Raw genomic sequence first — 14,965 nt, forward strand, 5'->3', positions numbered from 1 at the left:
GTCAGCGGATTCCGGATTTCATGAAAGATTCGATGACGTGGCGCTGAAGAACGAGATAGATCAGCAGGATCGGCAGGCTGGCGAGTGCCGCCGCCGCCATCAGCGGTCCCCAGAGATTACCCTCCTGGGTCATGAACATCTGCAGGCCGATCTGCACGACCGAGTTCTCGGGCTTGCGCGATAGCAGCAGCGGCCAGAAATATTCGTTCCAGGCGGAAATGAAGGCGATGATCGACAGCGAGGCGATGGGCGCGCCCATATTGGGTGTGACGACCTGCCAGAGGATGCGGAAGCTTCGCGCCCCGTCCAAGCGGGCCGCCTCCAGAACTTCGGTCGGGAAGGCCCGCATGGCATGATAGAGGAGCAGGATCGCAAATGCATGAGCAGCATTCGGCACGACGAGACCCGTCAAGGTATCGAGCAAACCAAGCCGGGATGCGAGTACATAGTTCGGGATCATCGTGACCTGGAAAGGCACGAGCCAGGAGAGCGCAATCAGGCCGTGAACGACCGACGACAGCCGCAAGCGCCAGCGCACCAGCGCATAGGCGGCAAACATGCCTGTGGTGACCTGCAGCAAGGCGGTGGCGGCAGACACGATCGTCGTGTTGAATAGCATCTGCAGCATCGGCACGCGCGTCACGACGAAGAGGTAGTTGTCGAAGGTCGGATCGGACGGCCAGAGTGCGGTTGAGAAAATCTCGTTCTCCGGCCGCAAGGATGTGACGATCATCCAGTAGATCGGAAAGATCGAAACGAAGGAGAGCAGGACCATGACGGCGTGCACGCCGAACCCACGCGCAAATCCGCGGGATGGCGCCGATCGGCTCGGGCGATGATCGTCGAGGGCGTCAGTTGTCATAGAAGGCAAACCTCTTCGTCAGCCACATGCAGATTGCGGCAAGCACCGCGAAGCCGGCAAAGGCGATCATGCCGGCGGCCGAGCTCCAGCCAGCCGAAAGCGTCTGGAACCCGTATTCCCAGAGCAGGTAGAAGATGTTCGTCGTGGATTTCAGGGGACCGCCATTGGTCAGCACGTTGATATAGGCAAAACTCCATTGCGCGCCGAAAAGCACCGTCATCATCGAAAGCAACAGGATCGTCGGCGAGAGCAACGGGAGCCTGATATCGCGGATGATGCGCCAGCGGCTGGCACCGTCGATGCGCGCGGCCTCGATATAGGATGGATTGATGCCGGCGTTGGCGGCAGAAAAGAGCAGTGTCGAAAAGCCGATCAGCTTCCAACCGGTGATCCAGGTCAGCGTCGGCAGGGCATAGAGGGGATCGGTCAGAAAACCGATGCGGCCGAGCCCCAGACCCTCGAGGGCAAGCGTTACAAATCCCTGATCTTCATTCAGCAGCCAACGCCACAGAATGGCGGCGACGACAGGAGCGATGATCATCGGTACGAAGATCATCGCCCGGTAGATCGTCCGGGCGCGGCCGCCGAGATCCTGTGTCCAGATCGCCACGAAAAGCGGAATGATCACCGACATCGGAAACAGGCCGATCGTGTAATAGAGCGTATTCCAGAGGGCGTTGCGCATTTCCGGCAGCGCCAGCAGCCGCTGGTAATTGGTCAGCCCGACAAAGCGCTGCGGTGACGTCGGCAGCATGTTCCACTGATAGAAAGACAAGCGGAACGTCTCGGCAAGCGGGATGTAGGTCCAGACCATCAGCAGGATGAGCGCAGGCGCCAGATAGAGCCAGGGCGCAATAGTAAACTGTCCGCGGGTCATTTCCGATTGCATCGAAGCCATTTTCGCTGTGGCGGGGCCGGCCACCTCTGCCTGGATATCTGTCATTGGCGAAAGCTCCGATTGACTGTCGGTGAAGGGCGGCCCTCGCCGCCGCCCCTCACCTTCCTCGCGTGGGCTGCGGCTGACTCACGGCATCAGGTCCTGACCCTGCTCTTGCGCACCCTTCAGCGCCTCAACCGGGTCGCCACTTCCGAAGACAGCTTCGCGAACGCCGTCCATCATCATTTTCTCGACCTGGCGATAATTCGGTCCGGGAAAGGCGATATTGGCGGTCAGATGGTCGAGCTGCTTGATATTGGCCCGGAACATCGGATTCTCCTTGAGCCAGGGGCCGAGATAGTTCGGGTCGTCGACGATATCGAGGCGCAGCGGCAGGTAGCCAATCTTGCTGGTGATGATCGTGTAGGCCTCTTTGCTCGTCAGATATTTGAGGAGCTCATAGGAGGCGCGCTGCTTGTCGGGGTCCTTACTGAACACGAAGAGGGCGCTGCCGGAATTGGTCGGTGCCGTCGGCTTGTCGCCAAAGGAGGGCATCGGCGCAAGCCGCAGCTCGAACTTGCCCTGAGCCGACTTCTTGACGCTGGAAAGCAAGGCGCTCGTATAGAGGAACATGCCCATATTGCCGGCGGCAAACGTATCGGATGCGCTGGCCGGATCGATCTTGGCATGAGCGCCGCTGTCGACCATGTTGCGCAGCATCTTGACCGCGTCCGCCGCGTTCTTGTCGGCAAAGGTCAGCTTGTTGCCGTCGCGCACCTTGCCGCCATTCGACATGACGATCGACTGGTAGACGAAGGTGCCGTCAGTCGGGCCATAGGCGCCGGGGAAGAAGCCGTTCTTGCCGGTCTTTTCCTTGATTGCCTTGCCCGCAGCGTTGACATCGTCCCAAGTCCTTGGCGGCTTGTCCGGATCAAGGCCTGCCTGCTTGAAGAGATCGGCATTATAGAAAAGGATCGGCGTCGAGAATGTATAGGCAAGGCCATAGGTCTTGCCGTCGACCTTGCCGAGCTCGAGGCCCTGCGGGATCATGCCGGCAAGCTGATCCTTCAGCTCGTTCGCATTGACCATGTCTTCGAGGGCATTGGCGCCGAGGTCGCTGGCGATATAGATCAGGTCGCGGAAAACCAATTGTGCTACGTCCGGCTGCTTGCCGGCAACGATGTCGGCCTGCACACGCGACATGATCTCGTTGGACGGGACGGCAACGGTCTCGACCTTGATATTGGGGAATTTCTTTTCGAAACCAGCGATCAGTTCCTTGGTCGCTTCGGCTCCGGCGCTCGCCGAAGCAAGATTGTAGTTGTAGAAGCTGATCGTCACCGGCTTTTCGACGGATGCTGGCATTTCGGCAAATGCGCCTGATGGCAAGAGCGAAACGGCGGCAAGCGCTGCCGTAAACTTCAACGTGGTCCTACGCAACATGGATGCCCCCTGATGTTTATTCGGCAGCGACGGGAACGGCCCGCGCCATCAGCATTTCGAGCGGATAGGTGTTGAGTTCGGCACGGTCTGACGGCAACGGCACGAAGGCCATGGTGAGGCCTGAGGGACGGATGGTGCCAATGCCGAAGGAGGCACCGCGCACCATGCGCAAGATGTCGGTGCGCAGGATGTCGGTCGCGGCATGCTGACCAGTACCGACGACGACGGGAATGCCGTGCCAGACCGACACGCGGTCATGGTGGATGTGCCCGCTGAGGATGCCGATGATGTTGCGGCCCTTGAGTAGAGCGCGGAAACGTTCCGACTGCGGGAAATGAATGGTCCGCCAGTGGGTTGTATCAGGTTCTTCACCTAGAGCCGGGGGATGATGAACGACGATGAGCTTCGGCAGGTCGGAATGCGTATCCAGCGTTGAGGCCAGCCAGTCGAACTGTTCCGGATCGATCGTGCCGCCGATCAGCCCGGGTGTCGAGGAGTCGATCGTGACGATATGGATGCCGTCGACGACGACATCGTGATCGTAGGGAGCCTCGGGATCGTCCGTTGCGACCTCCATGCCCTCGTAAAAGCCAGGACGCGTGTCGTGATTGCCGAGTGCATAGATCACCGGCACGTCGAGCCGCGCATCCATGATTTCCTTCAGTCGGCGAAAGCTCTCCGCATCGCCACGATTGGTGAGGTCGCCGCTGGCGATCACAAATTGCGGCTTGGGCGTGACTGTGGCGACCAGATCGAGCACTTGACTAAGCGTATCAATTGTATCGCTGTAGAGATGGTCATCATCGGCGGTGCCGATGTGCAGGTCGGTCAGATGAATAAAAGTGGTATCGCGGCGCATCGGAAGGCTCCCTGAGGGTTCTCTCATGGGAAGCGATAGAGGGGGCGTGTTTCGCGGGCGTGACGAATTTCGAATGCTGTTCGAAACACGTTCGGACTTGATCCGCGACGTCAGGAAAACCGACGGAACATCGGCGCAATGACCTCTACCATTCGCGCAATCACGAGATCGGGATTGTCGAGATTCATTTGATGGTTGGTGAGAACCTCGGTTCTCTGGCGACTCCGGGTGACCTGTGAGCGAATGCCGAGCGCACAGTTTAGGCGCCAGCCGATATCCACTTCATCGAGCCATGGCGCGATCCGCTTTAATTGCGGAATGAAGGCCCTGTGGTGCTCGACGTCCTCGATGATGCGACGGTATAAAGGCGCGCCGTCACGATGGTTGTGCGCCATCGAAGTGAAGTGCGACAGCACGGGATAGCTCGATGCCGGATCGGTCGCCCAGCGGATCGAAGGGCCGACAAGGGCTGCGATCACCTCCTCGATATCGGGGGGATTGGGCGCCCGCCGATCAACGGCTTTTTGCAGCAGGTTCAGGCGCTCGGCGTTCAATCGGCGATAGACACGCTCGGCGACTGCCGTGATCAATTTTTCCTGAGATCCGAAATGATAGGCGATCGCTGAAGGCGTCGCCTGCGCCTGGATCGCAATCCGGCGCACCGTCAGTTCTTCCAGAGCACGCGCCTCGCAAAGCAGCAGCTCGCAAGCGTCCATGAGGCGTTTTGCAGTAACATTCATTCGACTGGACATGAGGCATGCACCTCCGCCCAATGCCGTAGGCCGCAAGTGTGTAGTCCAGATGACGCAACGTGATGAAAATTTGGCGATGCCGTGCCGCCCTTAATATGAGGCCAGCAGGTTCTGTCCGAAATCCGGTTCGACACCCAGGATCGGTGCGACACGGCTGATGATGTCATGCACCATCGGGGCTGCCGTATTCGTCGCGAAGGTCAGCCCGTGTTGGCCGGTCAGCGGTTCGTCGATGAAGGACAGGACCACATATTTCGGCGCATCGATCGGGAAGGCTGCCAGATAGGCGTTGAAGCTCAGCGTGTGCGAATAATGGCCGTTCACGACCTTGTTTGCCGTGCCTGTCTTGCCGCCGACATGAAAGCCGGGCACGTCGGCCGTGCGTCCGGAACCCTGTTCGCCATTGAGCTTGAAGAGATAGCGGATCGTATCGCTGGTGCTTTTCTTGACGATCTGCTGCTCGGTTTTCGCCGCCTCCTCGGCCGAGCGCGGCAGGAAAGTCGGTTCTATAAGCTCGCCGCCATCGACGAGAGCCGCGCCGGCAACTGCCGTCTGTAGCGGCGTGGTCGCGACACCATGGCCGAAGGAGATTGTGATCGAATTGATCTTCTTCCAGACCTTCGGCTGCGTCGGCGTCTTCACTTCCGGCAGCTCGGTCTGCATTTTGCTCAATAGACCAAAGCGGGTCAGATAGTCTTTCTGACGATCCATACCGACGAGGTCCATCATCCTCGCCGTGCCGATATTGGAGGAATAGCGGAAGATTTCCGGAATGGTCAGCCAGCGGCGCGGCACGTCATGGTCGTCATGGATGGTGAACCCGCCGTAGTGCAGTGGCCCGGTGGCGTCGAAACTGTCGGAGAGTTTCACCGTGCCGCTGTCGAGCGCCAGTGCCATCGAGAAGGTCTTGAAGGTGGAACCCATTTCGAAAGTGCCGTTCGACATGCGGTTCAGCCAGCCTTCGCTGCCGGTCGCCTGCGGGTCGTTCGGATCGAAATCGGGGGCGGACGCCATGGCAAGCACTTCACCGGTATGGACATCGAGTATGACGGCACCGGCGGCCTTGCCCCTGTAGGTGGTGATCGCATCGGTGACGACGTCATGAACGACATTCTGCGCCCGGATGTCGATCGACAGCTTCACCGGCTCCAGATTTTCGCGCACCGCCAGCCCGGTGGATTCCAGATCCGAAAGGCCCTGCATGTCGAGATATTTTTCCATCCCGGCCATGCCTTTGTTATCGATGTCGACATAGCCGAGAATGTGGGCCGCCGTGCGCCCGCCAGGATAGAAGCGCTTCACCTCCGGGCGGAAGCCGATGGCGGGAAGGCCGAGAGCCAGAACCTCGCTTTGCTGCTTCGGCGTCAGTTGGCGACGCAGCCACGTGAATTGCGAGCGTTTGTCCGACAGCTTTTGATAGAGCGTCTTCCGATCCAGTTCCGGGAAGACTTGCGTAAGCTTCTCAACTGCTTCATCGACATCGACCATATGGCTCGGCTCGGCAAACATCGATACCGTGCGGATATCGGTTGCCAAAAGCTCGCCGTTGCGGTCGAGAATATCAGGTCTGGAGGCCATGATCGGATTTGGCGGAATGCTTGACGTGGTCGTGTCGACGGCAACGCCATAATAAATCAGCTTGCCGAACATTCCGGCGTAGACGATGCCGAGAACGGTCGCGAGAGTGACGATACGGCTTCGCGCCTGACGTGCCGTTCCTGCGGTCTTTCGAGCGGCCCGCGTGAAGGGGGCAGATTCGAAAGTGAGCTTCACCAGCCGACCGCTTCTTACGCTGATACTATGAATGATCGACATTGCCACACACCGAGAACAGAACGCATCAGCGCACATAACCCGCCCGTAGGCATCGACTCTCGAGGGGTATGTGCGGATTTAAAGCCCTACGCGGTGGAGCGCATTCTCACGGCTCTCGTAGAACGTTTAAACTTCTCTCCATCTGGAGCCTGGATGGTTAACAAGGTCTTATCCGGTTGCGTGCATTTTGTCGCAGCCGCTCGGTGCGACCCTTGCCAAGGATCACCGGAGGATTTAAAACGATTTTAAAATAGCCGCCTCAAAAGCTAATCGATTTTAATTTTGCGGTTAAAATTTTCTTGTTGCAGCGCAAAATAATTCGAGCCTAAATTCCTTTCGAAGGGTCAATTTGCTCCTCGGAGGAACGCATATGACTGTGACATTTCCACTGACTGAAAAGCGCAACGCCGATGAGTTGCTCAAACATCTGATCCAGCACAACCTCTCCTATCCGGGAAACTGTGCCGTTTCGCTCAAGGCTCATGTCGCCCTTGTCACCTCTTCCCATACATTCGCGCTCAGCACTGCACGGACGGCTTGGTAGCGATCGACAACCGAGCTTTGATTTCTGACGATCGCCATCGGCTTCAATCCTCCCGAAACGCGCGGAAGATCTGGTCGGAAAGCGGTTTGACGAGATAGGAAAGCGCGGTGCGCTCATCCGTTTTGATCATCACCTCGGCCGGCATGCCGGGAACGAGCGTGAGGCTCTTCAGCTTTTCCTTTTCGGCTCGCGGAATGGCGACGCGCACCAGGTAGTAGGACTGGCCGGACCGTTCATCGGTGGTCAGATCGGCCGCAATTCGGCTGACAAAGCCGTTGAGTTCGGGCGTCGTACGAAGATTGAAGGCGGTCATGCGCAGCAAGGCGGTATGTCCGATCTGGATTTGATCTACATCCTTCGGCGCGATTTGAACTTCAAGGGCCAGATCGTCCCCTTCCGGCACGATCAGCATGATCGGATCGGCAGGAGAGATTACGCCCCCCACAGTGTGGACTGCCAATTGATGCACGATGCCGGATTGGGGAGCGACGATGTCGATGCGCTTCAGTTCGTCCTCGGCTGCCACTTTGCGCTCGACATATTCGCCGATCTGCGCCTGGACCTCCCGCAATTCGCGGCCGACTTCTGTTCTGAGATCCTGATCGATCTGCAGGATCTGCAGTCGCGTTTCAGTGATCCGGCCCGCCGACTGGGCCTGGAACGCGATCTTCTCGCCACGTTCTCCGCCGAAGGTCGCAGCCTGGGTCCTAAGGCCGTTCAGCCTCTGGTCGGAAACAATGCCCTGTTCGCGCAACCTGTTCAAAGCGGAGATTTCCGTATTGAGAACCTCTATTCCCTCGCCGTAAGCAACTTCCTGAGCCTTCAGGCCGGCGATTTCATGCTCGAACTGCGCAATGCGCTGATTGAGTTGGGCTTTCTGCCCCTCTCTTGCGTCGCGCCGGGACTGGAACAAGCGAGATTCACTGTGAATGGCGACAGCCACCTCGGGATCTCTGTCATTGGCAAGCAGCCAGTCCGGAAAAATGATCTCATTAAGGTCGTCTCGTTCGGCTTCAAGCCGCGCCAGCCGTGCAGCCAATTCGTTGAGCCGCTTCGTGACGATCGCCAGATTGGCGCGGGTCTGAGTATCGTCAAGGCGCATGAGCACGTCACCGGCTCTGACCTCGTCGCCCTCCTGGACGAGAATTTCTCCGACAACCCCGCCTTTCGGGTGCTGGACCTTCTTGACGTAGGAATCAACGACAAAACGCCCCGGTGCCACCACAGCTCCGGCGAGATTCGTCATCGTGGCCCAGGCCCCGGCACCCCCGACCATTGCGAGCGAAGCGATGACACCCACTATCAGGTGGCGACGGATCGAACGGCTGACTTCGCGGTCATCAATGTCTGACATCGGCATCCTCCTGACTGTCCGAGGCGGCGCCACTTGCTGCATCGGATGTGGCCTGGGCGACGTTTGCGATAACCCGCAGCGGTGCAGTGCTGACGCCAGTTGCTTGAAAGCCCCGGCCCGCCGGCAGCCCCGAACCGCTCTTGAGAATTTTGGAAAGAACCTCGTCGCGGGGACCAAACGCCTTCTGTCTGCCGCTCTCGATCATCAGCACGTGATCGACGATCCCAAGCGCACTGGGTCTATGAGCAACGACGACGACGATACCCTTGCGATCGCGAACCGCGGCGATAGCCCTGACGACAGCTGCTTCACCCTCGGCGTCCAGATTGGCGTTGGGCTCATCGAGAACGACCAGAAACGGATCGCGATAAAGAGCACGCGCAAGGCCGATACGCTGGCGCTGACCTGCCGAGAGTGCGGTTCCTGCCTCGCCGATCTGCGTCTCATAGCCGAGTTCGAATTTCAAAATGAGCTCATGGGCACCGGCCGTGCGCGCTGCAGCGATGATCGCTTCCGCATCAGGAGCCTCCTCGAACCTCGCTATGTTTTCGGCAATGGTGCCGTCGAACAGTTCGACGCCCTGCGGGAGATAGCCGATATGCTCGCCGAGTGCGGCGCTGTCCCACTGGTCAAGGCTTGCGCCATCGATCCGGACCTTGCCTGCCGATGGCTGCCATGCGCCGACGAGGATGCGCGACAGGGTCGATTTTCCCGATCCTGACGGACCGACCACGCCGAGCGCGCTTCCTGCGGCCAGGGAGAAACCGAGTCCGGCGAGCGTCGGTTTTCTTTCGCCCGGAGGCACGACGGTCACGGCCTCGATGCGGAGTTCACGTTCGGGGCGCGGCAGAGAGGTGACGGGGTTGGCCTCAGGGATCTTGTCGAGCAGCTCCTGAAGCCTTGCCCAGCTCTGGCGTGCCATCAGGAACGGCTTCCAGTTGCCGATTGCGAGTTCGACCGGGGCGAGCGCCCTGCCCATCATGATCGAGCTTGCGATCATGATACCGCCCGTGGCCTGCTGCGTGATCACGAGATAGGCACCGACAGCAAGAATGGCGGACTGCAGGATCATGCGCAGCGATTTCGACACGCTTCCCAAGCCGCCTCCGATATCACCAGCCCGGCGATTGGCCGAGAGATAAGCGGAATTTACCTTCAACCATCGTTTGGCGAGCCGCGCTTCCAGCCCCATCGCGCGAACGACTTCCGCATTACGACGGGTGCCCTCGAGCAGGCAGTTGCGGGCCATGTTCTGGGCGATGGTCTCGCGGATCGGGGCTTGTGACAGGGCGTTCGTAAGCAGTGTCAGCGAGACGAGGATGACCGCGCCGACAAGCGCCGTCACTCCGATCCAGACATGGAAGAGGAAGCATATGCCGAGATAAAGCGGCATCCATGGAAGGTCGAAAAAGGCCGTCGGCCCCGTGCCGGACAGAAAGCCGCGGACGTTGTCGAGATCCCGCAACGGCTGCAGGCCGTCACCCTGGGTTCGACTGACCAACGGAAGGCGTATCACCGCCTCATGCACCCTTGCGCTGAGCTTTCCATCGAACCGTTCACCAATCCGCAGCAAGACACGGGTGCGAACGATATCGAGGACGGCCTGGAATGCGTATAGGCCAGCGGCAAGCATCGCCAGACCAATCAGCGTCGGAACACTGCCGCTTGCCAGGACCCGATCATAGACCTGCAGCATAAACAGAGGTGATGTCAGGGCAAGCAGGTTAACGACCCCGCTGATGAGGGCAATGGCAAAGGCGTTTGTCTTCAGCGGAGGGATCGCCGCCGCAGCAAAGTGCTGCGACGACGTCCGAACCAAAAACTGGTTCCTCATCGGCCGATCACGCGACGAAGATCAGATCGGAGCTGTCAAGGGTGCCGCCGCCTGCGAAGGCGACATCGATGCTGTTGCCCGCGTAGGAGATCGTCGAGCCGGAAATGCTGCCGCCAGCCGTGACGAAGTCGCTGTAATCGTCCCAACCATAGCCGTCGAGAACGATCAGGTCGTTGCCGTCAACGAAGTCGGCGATGGTGTCATCACCCCATCCGCCGGCATTAAGGTCGGCGCGATAGTAGAAGGTGTCGAAATCGCTCGCACCGGCGCCCGTCAGCACATCGTCACCGGCAAAGCTGTAGAGGGTCTCGCCGAGGCCACCGCTATTGCCAGTCTGCGTCGTGCCCTGTTCACCGAGATAGTCGTAGAGATGCGTCAGGTCGGCGAAATTGGAGAGGTAGTAGATCGCATAGGTGAACGCGGTCGAGGCTGTGGCGTCCGACAGGTCCAGCGTCAGCACAGTGCTGAGATCGTAGCCGGCGGCCGTGCTGCCGGTTAGATGCGAGCCGAATTCCAGCGTGTCGAGCGAGCCGACGAAGCCACCCGGCGGAATGTAGCTGAAATCGCCATTGAGAATGACGCCCGACTGGGCGGTACCAGCGTTGCCGGCGACCCACTGATCATAAGGCGCCGAGCCCGGGCTGAACGAGCCATGGCTGCGATATGAGAAGGAGTTGAGCCACGTGGTTTCGAGATAGTTGACCCAATCGGGCGCACCGGCGGGGACCTGAATTCCTACACTCATTGTCTTTCTCCATTGATGGTTGGTTGTCCGTCGATCGACGAACCTCGGATCCGCGGCCTGTCGGTCGGGAAATTCCTTAGAACTTGAAATTGAGCGATGCCGTCGCCGTGCGTCCCGGTCCGGGCAGACTGATGGTGCCGAGCGCCGGGACGTAAGCGACATCGGTGACGTTGTTGACGGCGAAGCGAAGCTTGACGGTGTCGTTGAAGGCGTAGGACCCGTATATGTCGTAGAGCGAATAGTCTTCGGTGACGTAGTTGCTCGCCAGCACGCCGATATTGGGTGATGTGCCGCCGACGTGGGTGGCGCGACCGCCGATCGTCAGCTTGTCGTCGAAAAGCCGCATGCCTGCATCGATGGTGAACTTGTTGCGCGGCGGCACGAAAATGATCGAGGGTTCGATTTCGTAGCTCGTGCCGTCATAGCTGTAGCTCGTGCCGAAATCCGTCTTCAGATAGGTGTAGGAAAGGCCGGCATACCATTTGCCTGCGTCGTAGCTCGCCTCCAGCTCGATGCCTTTCATGCGCGTCGTGCCGTCGACATTAACGTATGAGGCATAGTCACGTCCGGTTTCGGCGCGATGGACAGTGCCGAGCGCTATGTAGTTTTCGATCTCGCGGTAAAAGCCGACGGCCTTGAGGCGCACGCTGTCATCAGCGGACAAAAGCCCATCGGTGGTGGTATTCACGCCAAGCTCGAAAGTGTTGCCTTCTTCGGCCACGAGATCGGGATTGGGGGCGTTTTCCACGAGGTTGACGCCGGGATGACCGCCCGTCAGGAAGGTTTCCATGATCGTCGGAGGACGGAAGCTGCGCGAATATTTGGCGAAGGGCTGCAGCCAGTCGACGGGTTTGACGGCGAGCATGGCGGAGGGCAGCAGCGCGCCGTCCGAATTGTCGACCGGGATAACATTTTCCGGATAGACCGTCACGCGATCGATGGTGCCCGTCCATATCCGGCAGGTCACGCCGTTGGGGAAGTACAAGCGGCATCTCCGGTTGTCGATTGTTTTGACTTCCAGACCGTAGAGCGATGCATCGCCCGACAGATTGTAGTAATCGTAGCGCAGGCCGGCCTGCGCCATCAGCCAATCGTCGTGTTCGAAGGTGGCATTGGCAAAGGCGCTATAGACATCGCGATCGCCGGACGGGGTCGTGCCGGTATAGGTGGCCGTCATGTCGACGCCATTGAGGAAATAATCCTCGAGCGTCTCGGTCTTGCCGCGGTCGAAGAAGGCCTCGACGCCGTAGTTCAGCGAAAGTGAGCCGCCTGCCGTTTCAAAGCGGCTGGTGTTATCGATGCTGAAACCTAGTGTGCCAAGAGCGTAATTGACGGGAAAACCATCGTCGTTGATGGCGGAGCCGTAGCGTTTCTCCCGGTTTCGCGTGTGGTTGTACCAGAGGCGGGCGTTGAAATCGATGAGTTCGCTGTCGGGATCCCAATGGAAGCTGCTGGTGATCGTATCGTTCAGGACCTGCTGCGTGTCCTCATCAAGGTCGCCATCATTGTTATAGGAGCCCTGGCTGAAATCGGAATCGTTGCGAAGCCAGGTCAGCGATGTATCGAGATCGTCGGTGAGTTCCGCCTCGGCCTTCAGCAGGTAGGAGTAGGAGTCCTGCCCGGTGAAGATCGCCGCTCCGTCATGTACAGAACTGTCGTAGAGCTTGATGTCGCCATTCTCGCCGATGTCATAGGCGCCGATCTTCTTGTGGCTGATGCCACCGAGCACCGAGAAGCTGTCCGACAGTCTGACCGCCGCCATGCTTGCACCGTCGAACTGGAACTCGTTGGTGCCGACGGTTGCGTTTGACTCGCCGCCCCATTGGCGACCGTCTTCTATGAGGTCATCGGCCTCGATAGTGCGGAAGTTGACCGAGCCGCCGAGAGCGCCGGCTCCGCCAACGCCCGACGTGCCGCTTTTTTCGACATCGATTTCACGGATAAAGGCAGTTTCAACATAGGTTCGCTGCGTTGATCCATGGCCGTTGCGCTGAAAATTCTGCCTCGCCCCATCGATCATGGTGACGACGCGGTTCTGGTCCTGAAGGCCGCGAATATTGACCGTTATGCCGGGGTTCTGTCCCTCGGAGCGGTTGGCATAGACGCCGGCCGCCGTATCGAGCAGATCGCGCGCGTTACGGGCGGGTGAGCTTTGAATAGCCTCCCTGGAAATGACGCTGACGCTTGCGGGCTCCTCGTAGACCCAATCGGGCGTGCCGCGATAGCCCGAGCCGGAACTTGCACGCCGGCCGCCCTTGATGACGATCGGAGCAAGTTGGGTAACACCGTCCTCCTGCGGAATGGCATTCACGATATCGGCGCCGCCGATCGTCGCTGCGACGCCATCTCCGGAAATATGCGCCGATACTCCCGTCCCCGACAGCATACGATCAAGCGCGTCGGCAGGCGTCAATCGGCCGACGACGGCGTTGGTGTTCACCGAGCCTGAAGGCGCCGACGACAGCGTGATCTGCATGCCGGACTGGCGGCCGAACGAACGGATTGCGCTGGCCAGCGGCTGGGACGGAATATTGAAAGCGACTGTCGCGGCCACTTTTGCCTGGGCCTGAGCTGCCGGCACCGACTGAGCGTGAGCGCTGGTGATGACCGATAAAATTGCAAAAGCTGTCGTCGCTGATAGCCGCGCTTGCCGCGTACGCCCGCCTGCCTGGCGCGCACCGTTGAGCCCCAGAACCCCTACCCTCACTCGCATGCTCACTCTCATCTCTCCAGTCGCCCGCGCCGATGTCGTGCCCGGCGCTTTCAACGAAATGACGATTAGTGCTCAGAGTTTTTTCAGGGTTTTGAGTGGATTTCGCTAAATCTTGATAATTACAGTCAAATTTTTCTAGTAGCGGCTGACAATGCGCGCCAGCGAGGATATCGAGCGGACCTTCCCGCCATAAGGTTCGACCAGCGCACGCAGCGCCTGATCGGGTTGCCGGAGATTGTAGAAGCCTGTGACCCGCTGATGGGCAAGTGCCGCGTCGGGAACCGATATCCACGCCGGGTGGTAGCGCTGGATCTGATCGATCACCGAGCCGAGCGTCGCGTTGACGACATAGAGTTCGCCATTGCGCCAGTTGGCAATCTCGTCGACCGGGATCGTGTCCCTCGTCATGACGGCGCTTTTCGGATCGACGGCCAGCAGATCTCCGGGCACCAGCCGTTCGGGCGGGGTCGCAGACGAACCCTCAACAGATGCTTGAACGGAACCATGCGCAAGGGCAATGCTGGTCAGCCCGTCGGCGAGCTGCACATCGAAGGCCGTGCCGAGCACCTCGACGCGGACGCCATTAGCCTCCACCGTAAAGGGCCTGTCCTTATCCGGCGCCACCTCGAAATACGCTTCACCGGTAAGAAGCTTGATGCCCCGCCGTCCATCGCCGTAGTCCAAGGCGATCGAGGTCGCGGCGGCCATCGTTACCGTGCTACCGTCCTGAAGGGTGATCGTGCGGGTCTCAGCCGTGGATGTTGAATAGTCGGCGCTCAAGCGAAGCATCAGGCCGGGCGCAATGACGATCCCAAGACAGAGCGCGGCCACGACCGCCGCTGCCACGGCGACCCGCCGCCACGGCGCGCGATGCCGAGCCGCTCTCGGCTTGCGCATGTCGGACCGGGCCTCCGATCTTGGCGCATATTCCCACTGCGATTGCATGGCCGGGACCACCTGCCCCATCGCGGCCCATGCCTTCTCCGTGCGTTCCCAGGCCAGGCAGTGTTCGCTATCGCTGCCCAGCCAGCGATCCAAGCGCGCTTTGAGTTCAGCGTCCTCGGGCCCTTCCTGCAGGAGAAGGAACCAGTCGGCCGCCGCCGCCAGCGCCTCGTCCGAAACATCAGGCCTTTTATCCGGTTCGACGGCCATCAGTTCCCAGTCTTT

At 59.6% G+C, this 14,965-nt stretch carries 12 protein-coding genes; 1 reads left to right on the forward strand and 11 read right to left on the reverse strand.

What is annotated here, in order from left to right; all coding sequences use genetic code 11:
• Nucleotide 1: 1 nt before the first annotated feature.
• From H4W29_RS22345 to H4W29_RS22370, 6 genes are all read right to left on the reverse strand, one after another.
• Nucleotides 2-862 (reverse strand): carbohydrate ABC transporter permease, encoded by an 861-nt coding sequence (locus H4W29_RS22345; RefSeq protein WP_192731056.1) that lies wholly within the window; start codon nt 860-862, stop codon nt 2-4.
• On the reverse strand, nt 852-1,805 hold the full coding sequence (locus H4W29_RS22350) for a carbohydrate ABC transporter permease (RefSeq protein WP_192731057.1): 954 nt from the start codon (nt 1,803-1,805) through the stop codon (nt 852-854). Before H4W29_RS22350 ends, H4W29_RS22345 begins: the two co-directional genes overlap by 11 nt.
• A gap of 81 nt (nt 1,806-1,886) precedes the next feature.
• Nucleotides 1,887-3,182, reverse strand: a complete 1,296-nt coding sequence (locus H4W29_RS22355; RefSeq protein WP_192731058.1) for an ABC transporter substrate-binding protein — start codon at nt 3,180-3,182, stop codon at nt 1,887-1,889.
• Nucleotides 3,183-3,198: 16 nt separating this feature from the next.
• A complete protein-coding gene (locus H4W29_RS22360) occupies nt 3,199-4,041 on the reverse strand; it encodes a metallophosphoesterase family protein (RefSeq protein WP_192731059.1) in 843 nt (280 codons plus the stop codon).
• A 110-nt stretch (nt 4,042-4,151) separates the two neighbouring features.
• Complete coding sequence (locus H4W29_RS22365; protein WP_192731060.1) at nt 4,152-4,793, reverse strand: TetR/AcrR family transcriptional regulator; 642 nt, start codon at nt 4,791-4,793, stop codon at nt 4,152-4,154.
• A 90-nt stretch (nt 4,794-4,883) separates the two neighbouring features.
• Nucleotides 4,884-6,608, reverse strand: a complete 1,725-nt coding sequence (locus H4W29_RS22370) for a peptidoglycan D,D-transpeptidase FtsI family protein (RefSeq protein ID WP_192731061.1) — start codon at nt 6,606-6,608, stop codon at nt 4,884-4,886.
• Between the two features lie 370 nt (nt 6,609-6,978).
• On the opposite strand from H4W29_RS22370, the gene H4W29_RS22375 reads away from it, so the two are divergent.
• Complete coding sequence (locus H4W29_RS22375; protein ID WP_007813042.1) at nt 6,979-7,152, forward strand: hypothetical protein; 174 nt, start codon at nt 6,979-6,981, stop codon at nt 7,150-7,152.
• Nucleotides 7,153-7,195: 43 nt separating this feature from the next.
• On the opposite strand, the gene H4W29_RS22380 is transcribed toward H4W29_RS22375, so the two are convergent.
• The 5 genes from H4W29_RS22380 to H4W29_RS22400 all read right to left on the reverse strand — a co-directional run bounded on the left by H4W29_RS22380 (nt 7,196) and on the right by H4W29_RS22400 (nt 14,950).
• On the reverse strand, nt 7,196-8,506 hold the full coding sequence (locus H4W29_RS22380) for an HlyD family type I secretion periplasmic adaptor subunit (RefSeq protein ID WP_192731062.1): 1,311 nt from the start codon (nt 8,504-8,506) through the stop codon (nt 7,196-7,198).
• Nucleotides 8,493-10,340 (reverse strand): type I secretion system permease/ATPase, encoded by a 1,848-nt coding sequence (locus tag H4W29_RS22385; protein WP_192731063.1) that lies wholly within the window; start codon nt 10,338-10,340, stop codon nt 8,493-8,495. The genes H4W29_RS22380 and H4W29_RS22385 overlap by 14 nt, the downstream gene beginning before the upstream one ends.
• A gap of 7 nt (nt 10,341-10,347) precedes the next feature.
• Nucleotides 10,348-11,085 carry a hypothetical protein gene (locus H4W29_RS22390; RefSeq protein WP_192731064.1) on the reverse strand — a complete coding sequence of 246 codons (738 nt, stop codon included), beginning with the start codon at nt 11,083-11,085 and terminating at the stop codon, nt 10,348-10,350.
• Nucleotides 11,086-11,161: 76 nt separating this feature from the next.
• Entirely contained in the window at nt 11,162-13,798 is a 2,637-nt protein-coding gene (locus H4W29_RS22395; RefSeq protein ID WP_246517538.1) for a TonB-dependent receptor, read from the reverse strand.
• Between the two features lie 135 nt (nt 13,799-13,933).
• Nucleotides 13,934-14,950: a FecR family protein gene (locus H4W29_RS22400; protein WP_192731065.1), complete on the reverse strand. Its 1,017-nt coding sequence runs from the start codon at nt 14,948-14,950 to the stop codon at nt 13,934-13,936.
• Nucleotides 14,951-14,965: the final 15 nt, after the last annotated feature.

This window comes from Rhizobium viscosum (assembly GCF_014873945.1).
GTDB classification, from domain to species: domain Bacteria; phylum Pseudomonadota; class Alphaproteobacteria; order Rhizobiales; family Rhizobiaceae; genus Rhizobium; species Rhizobium viscosum.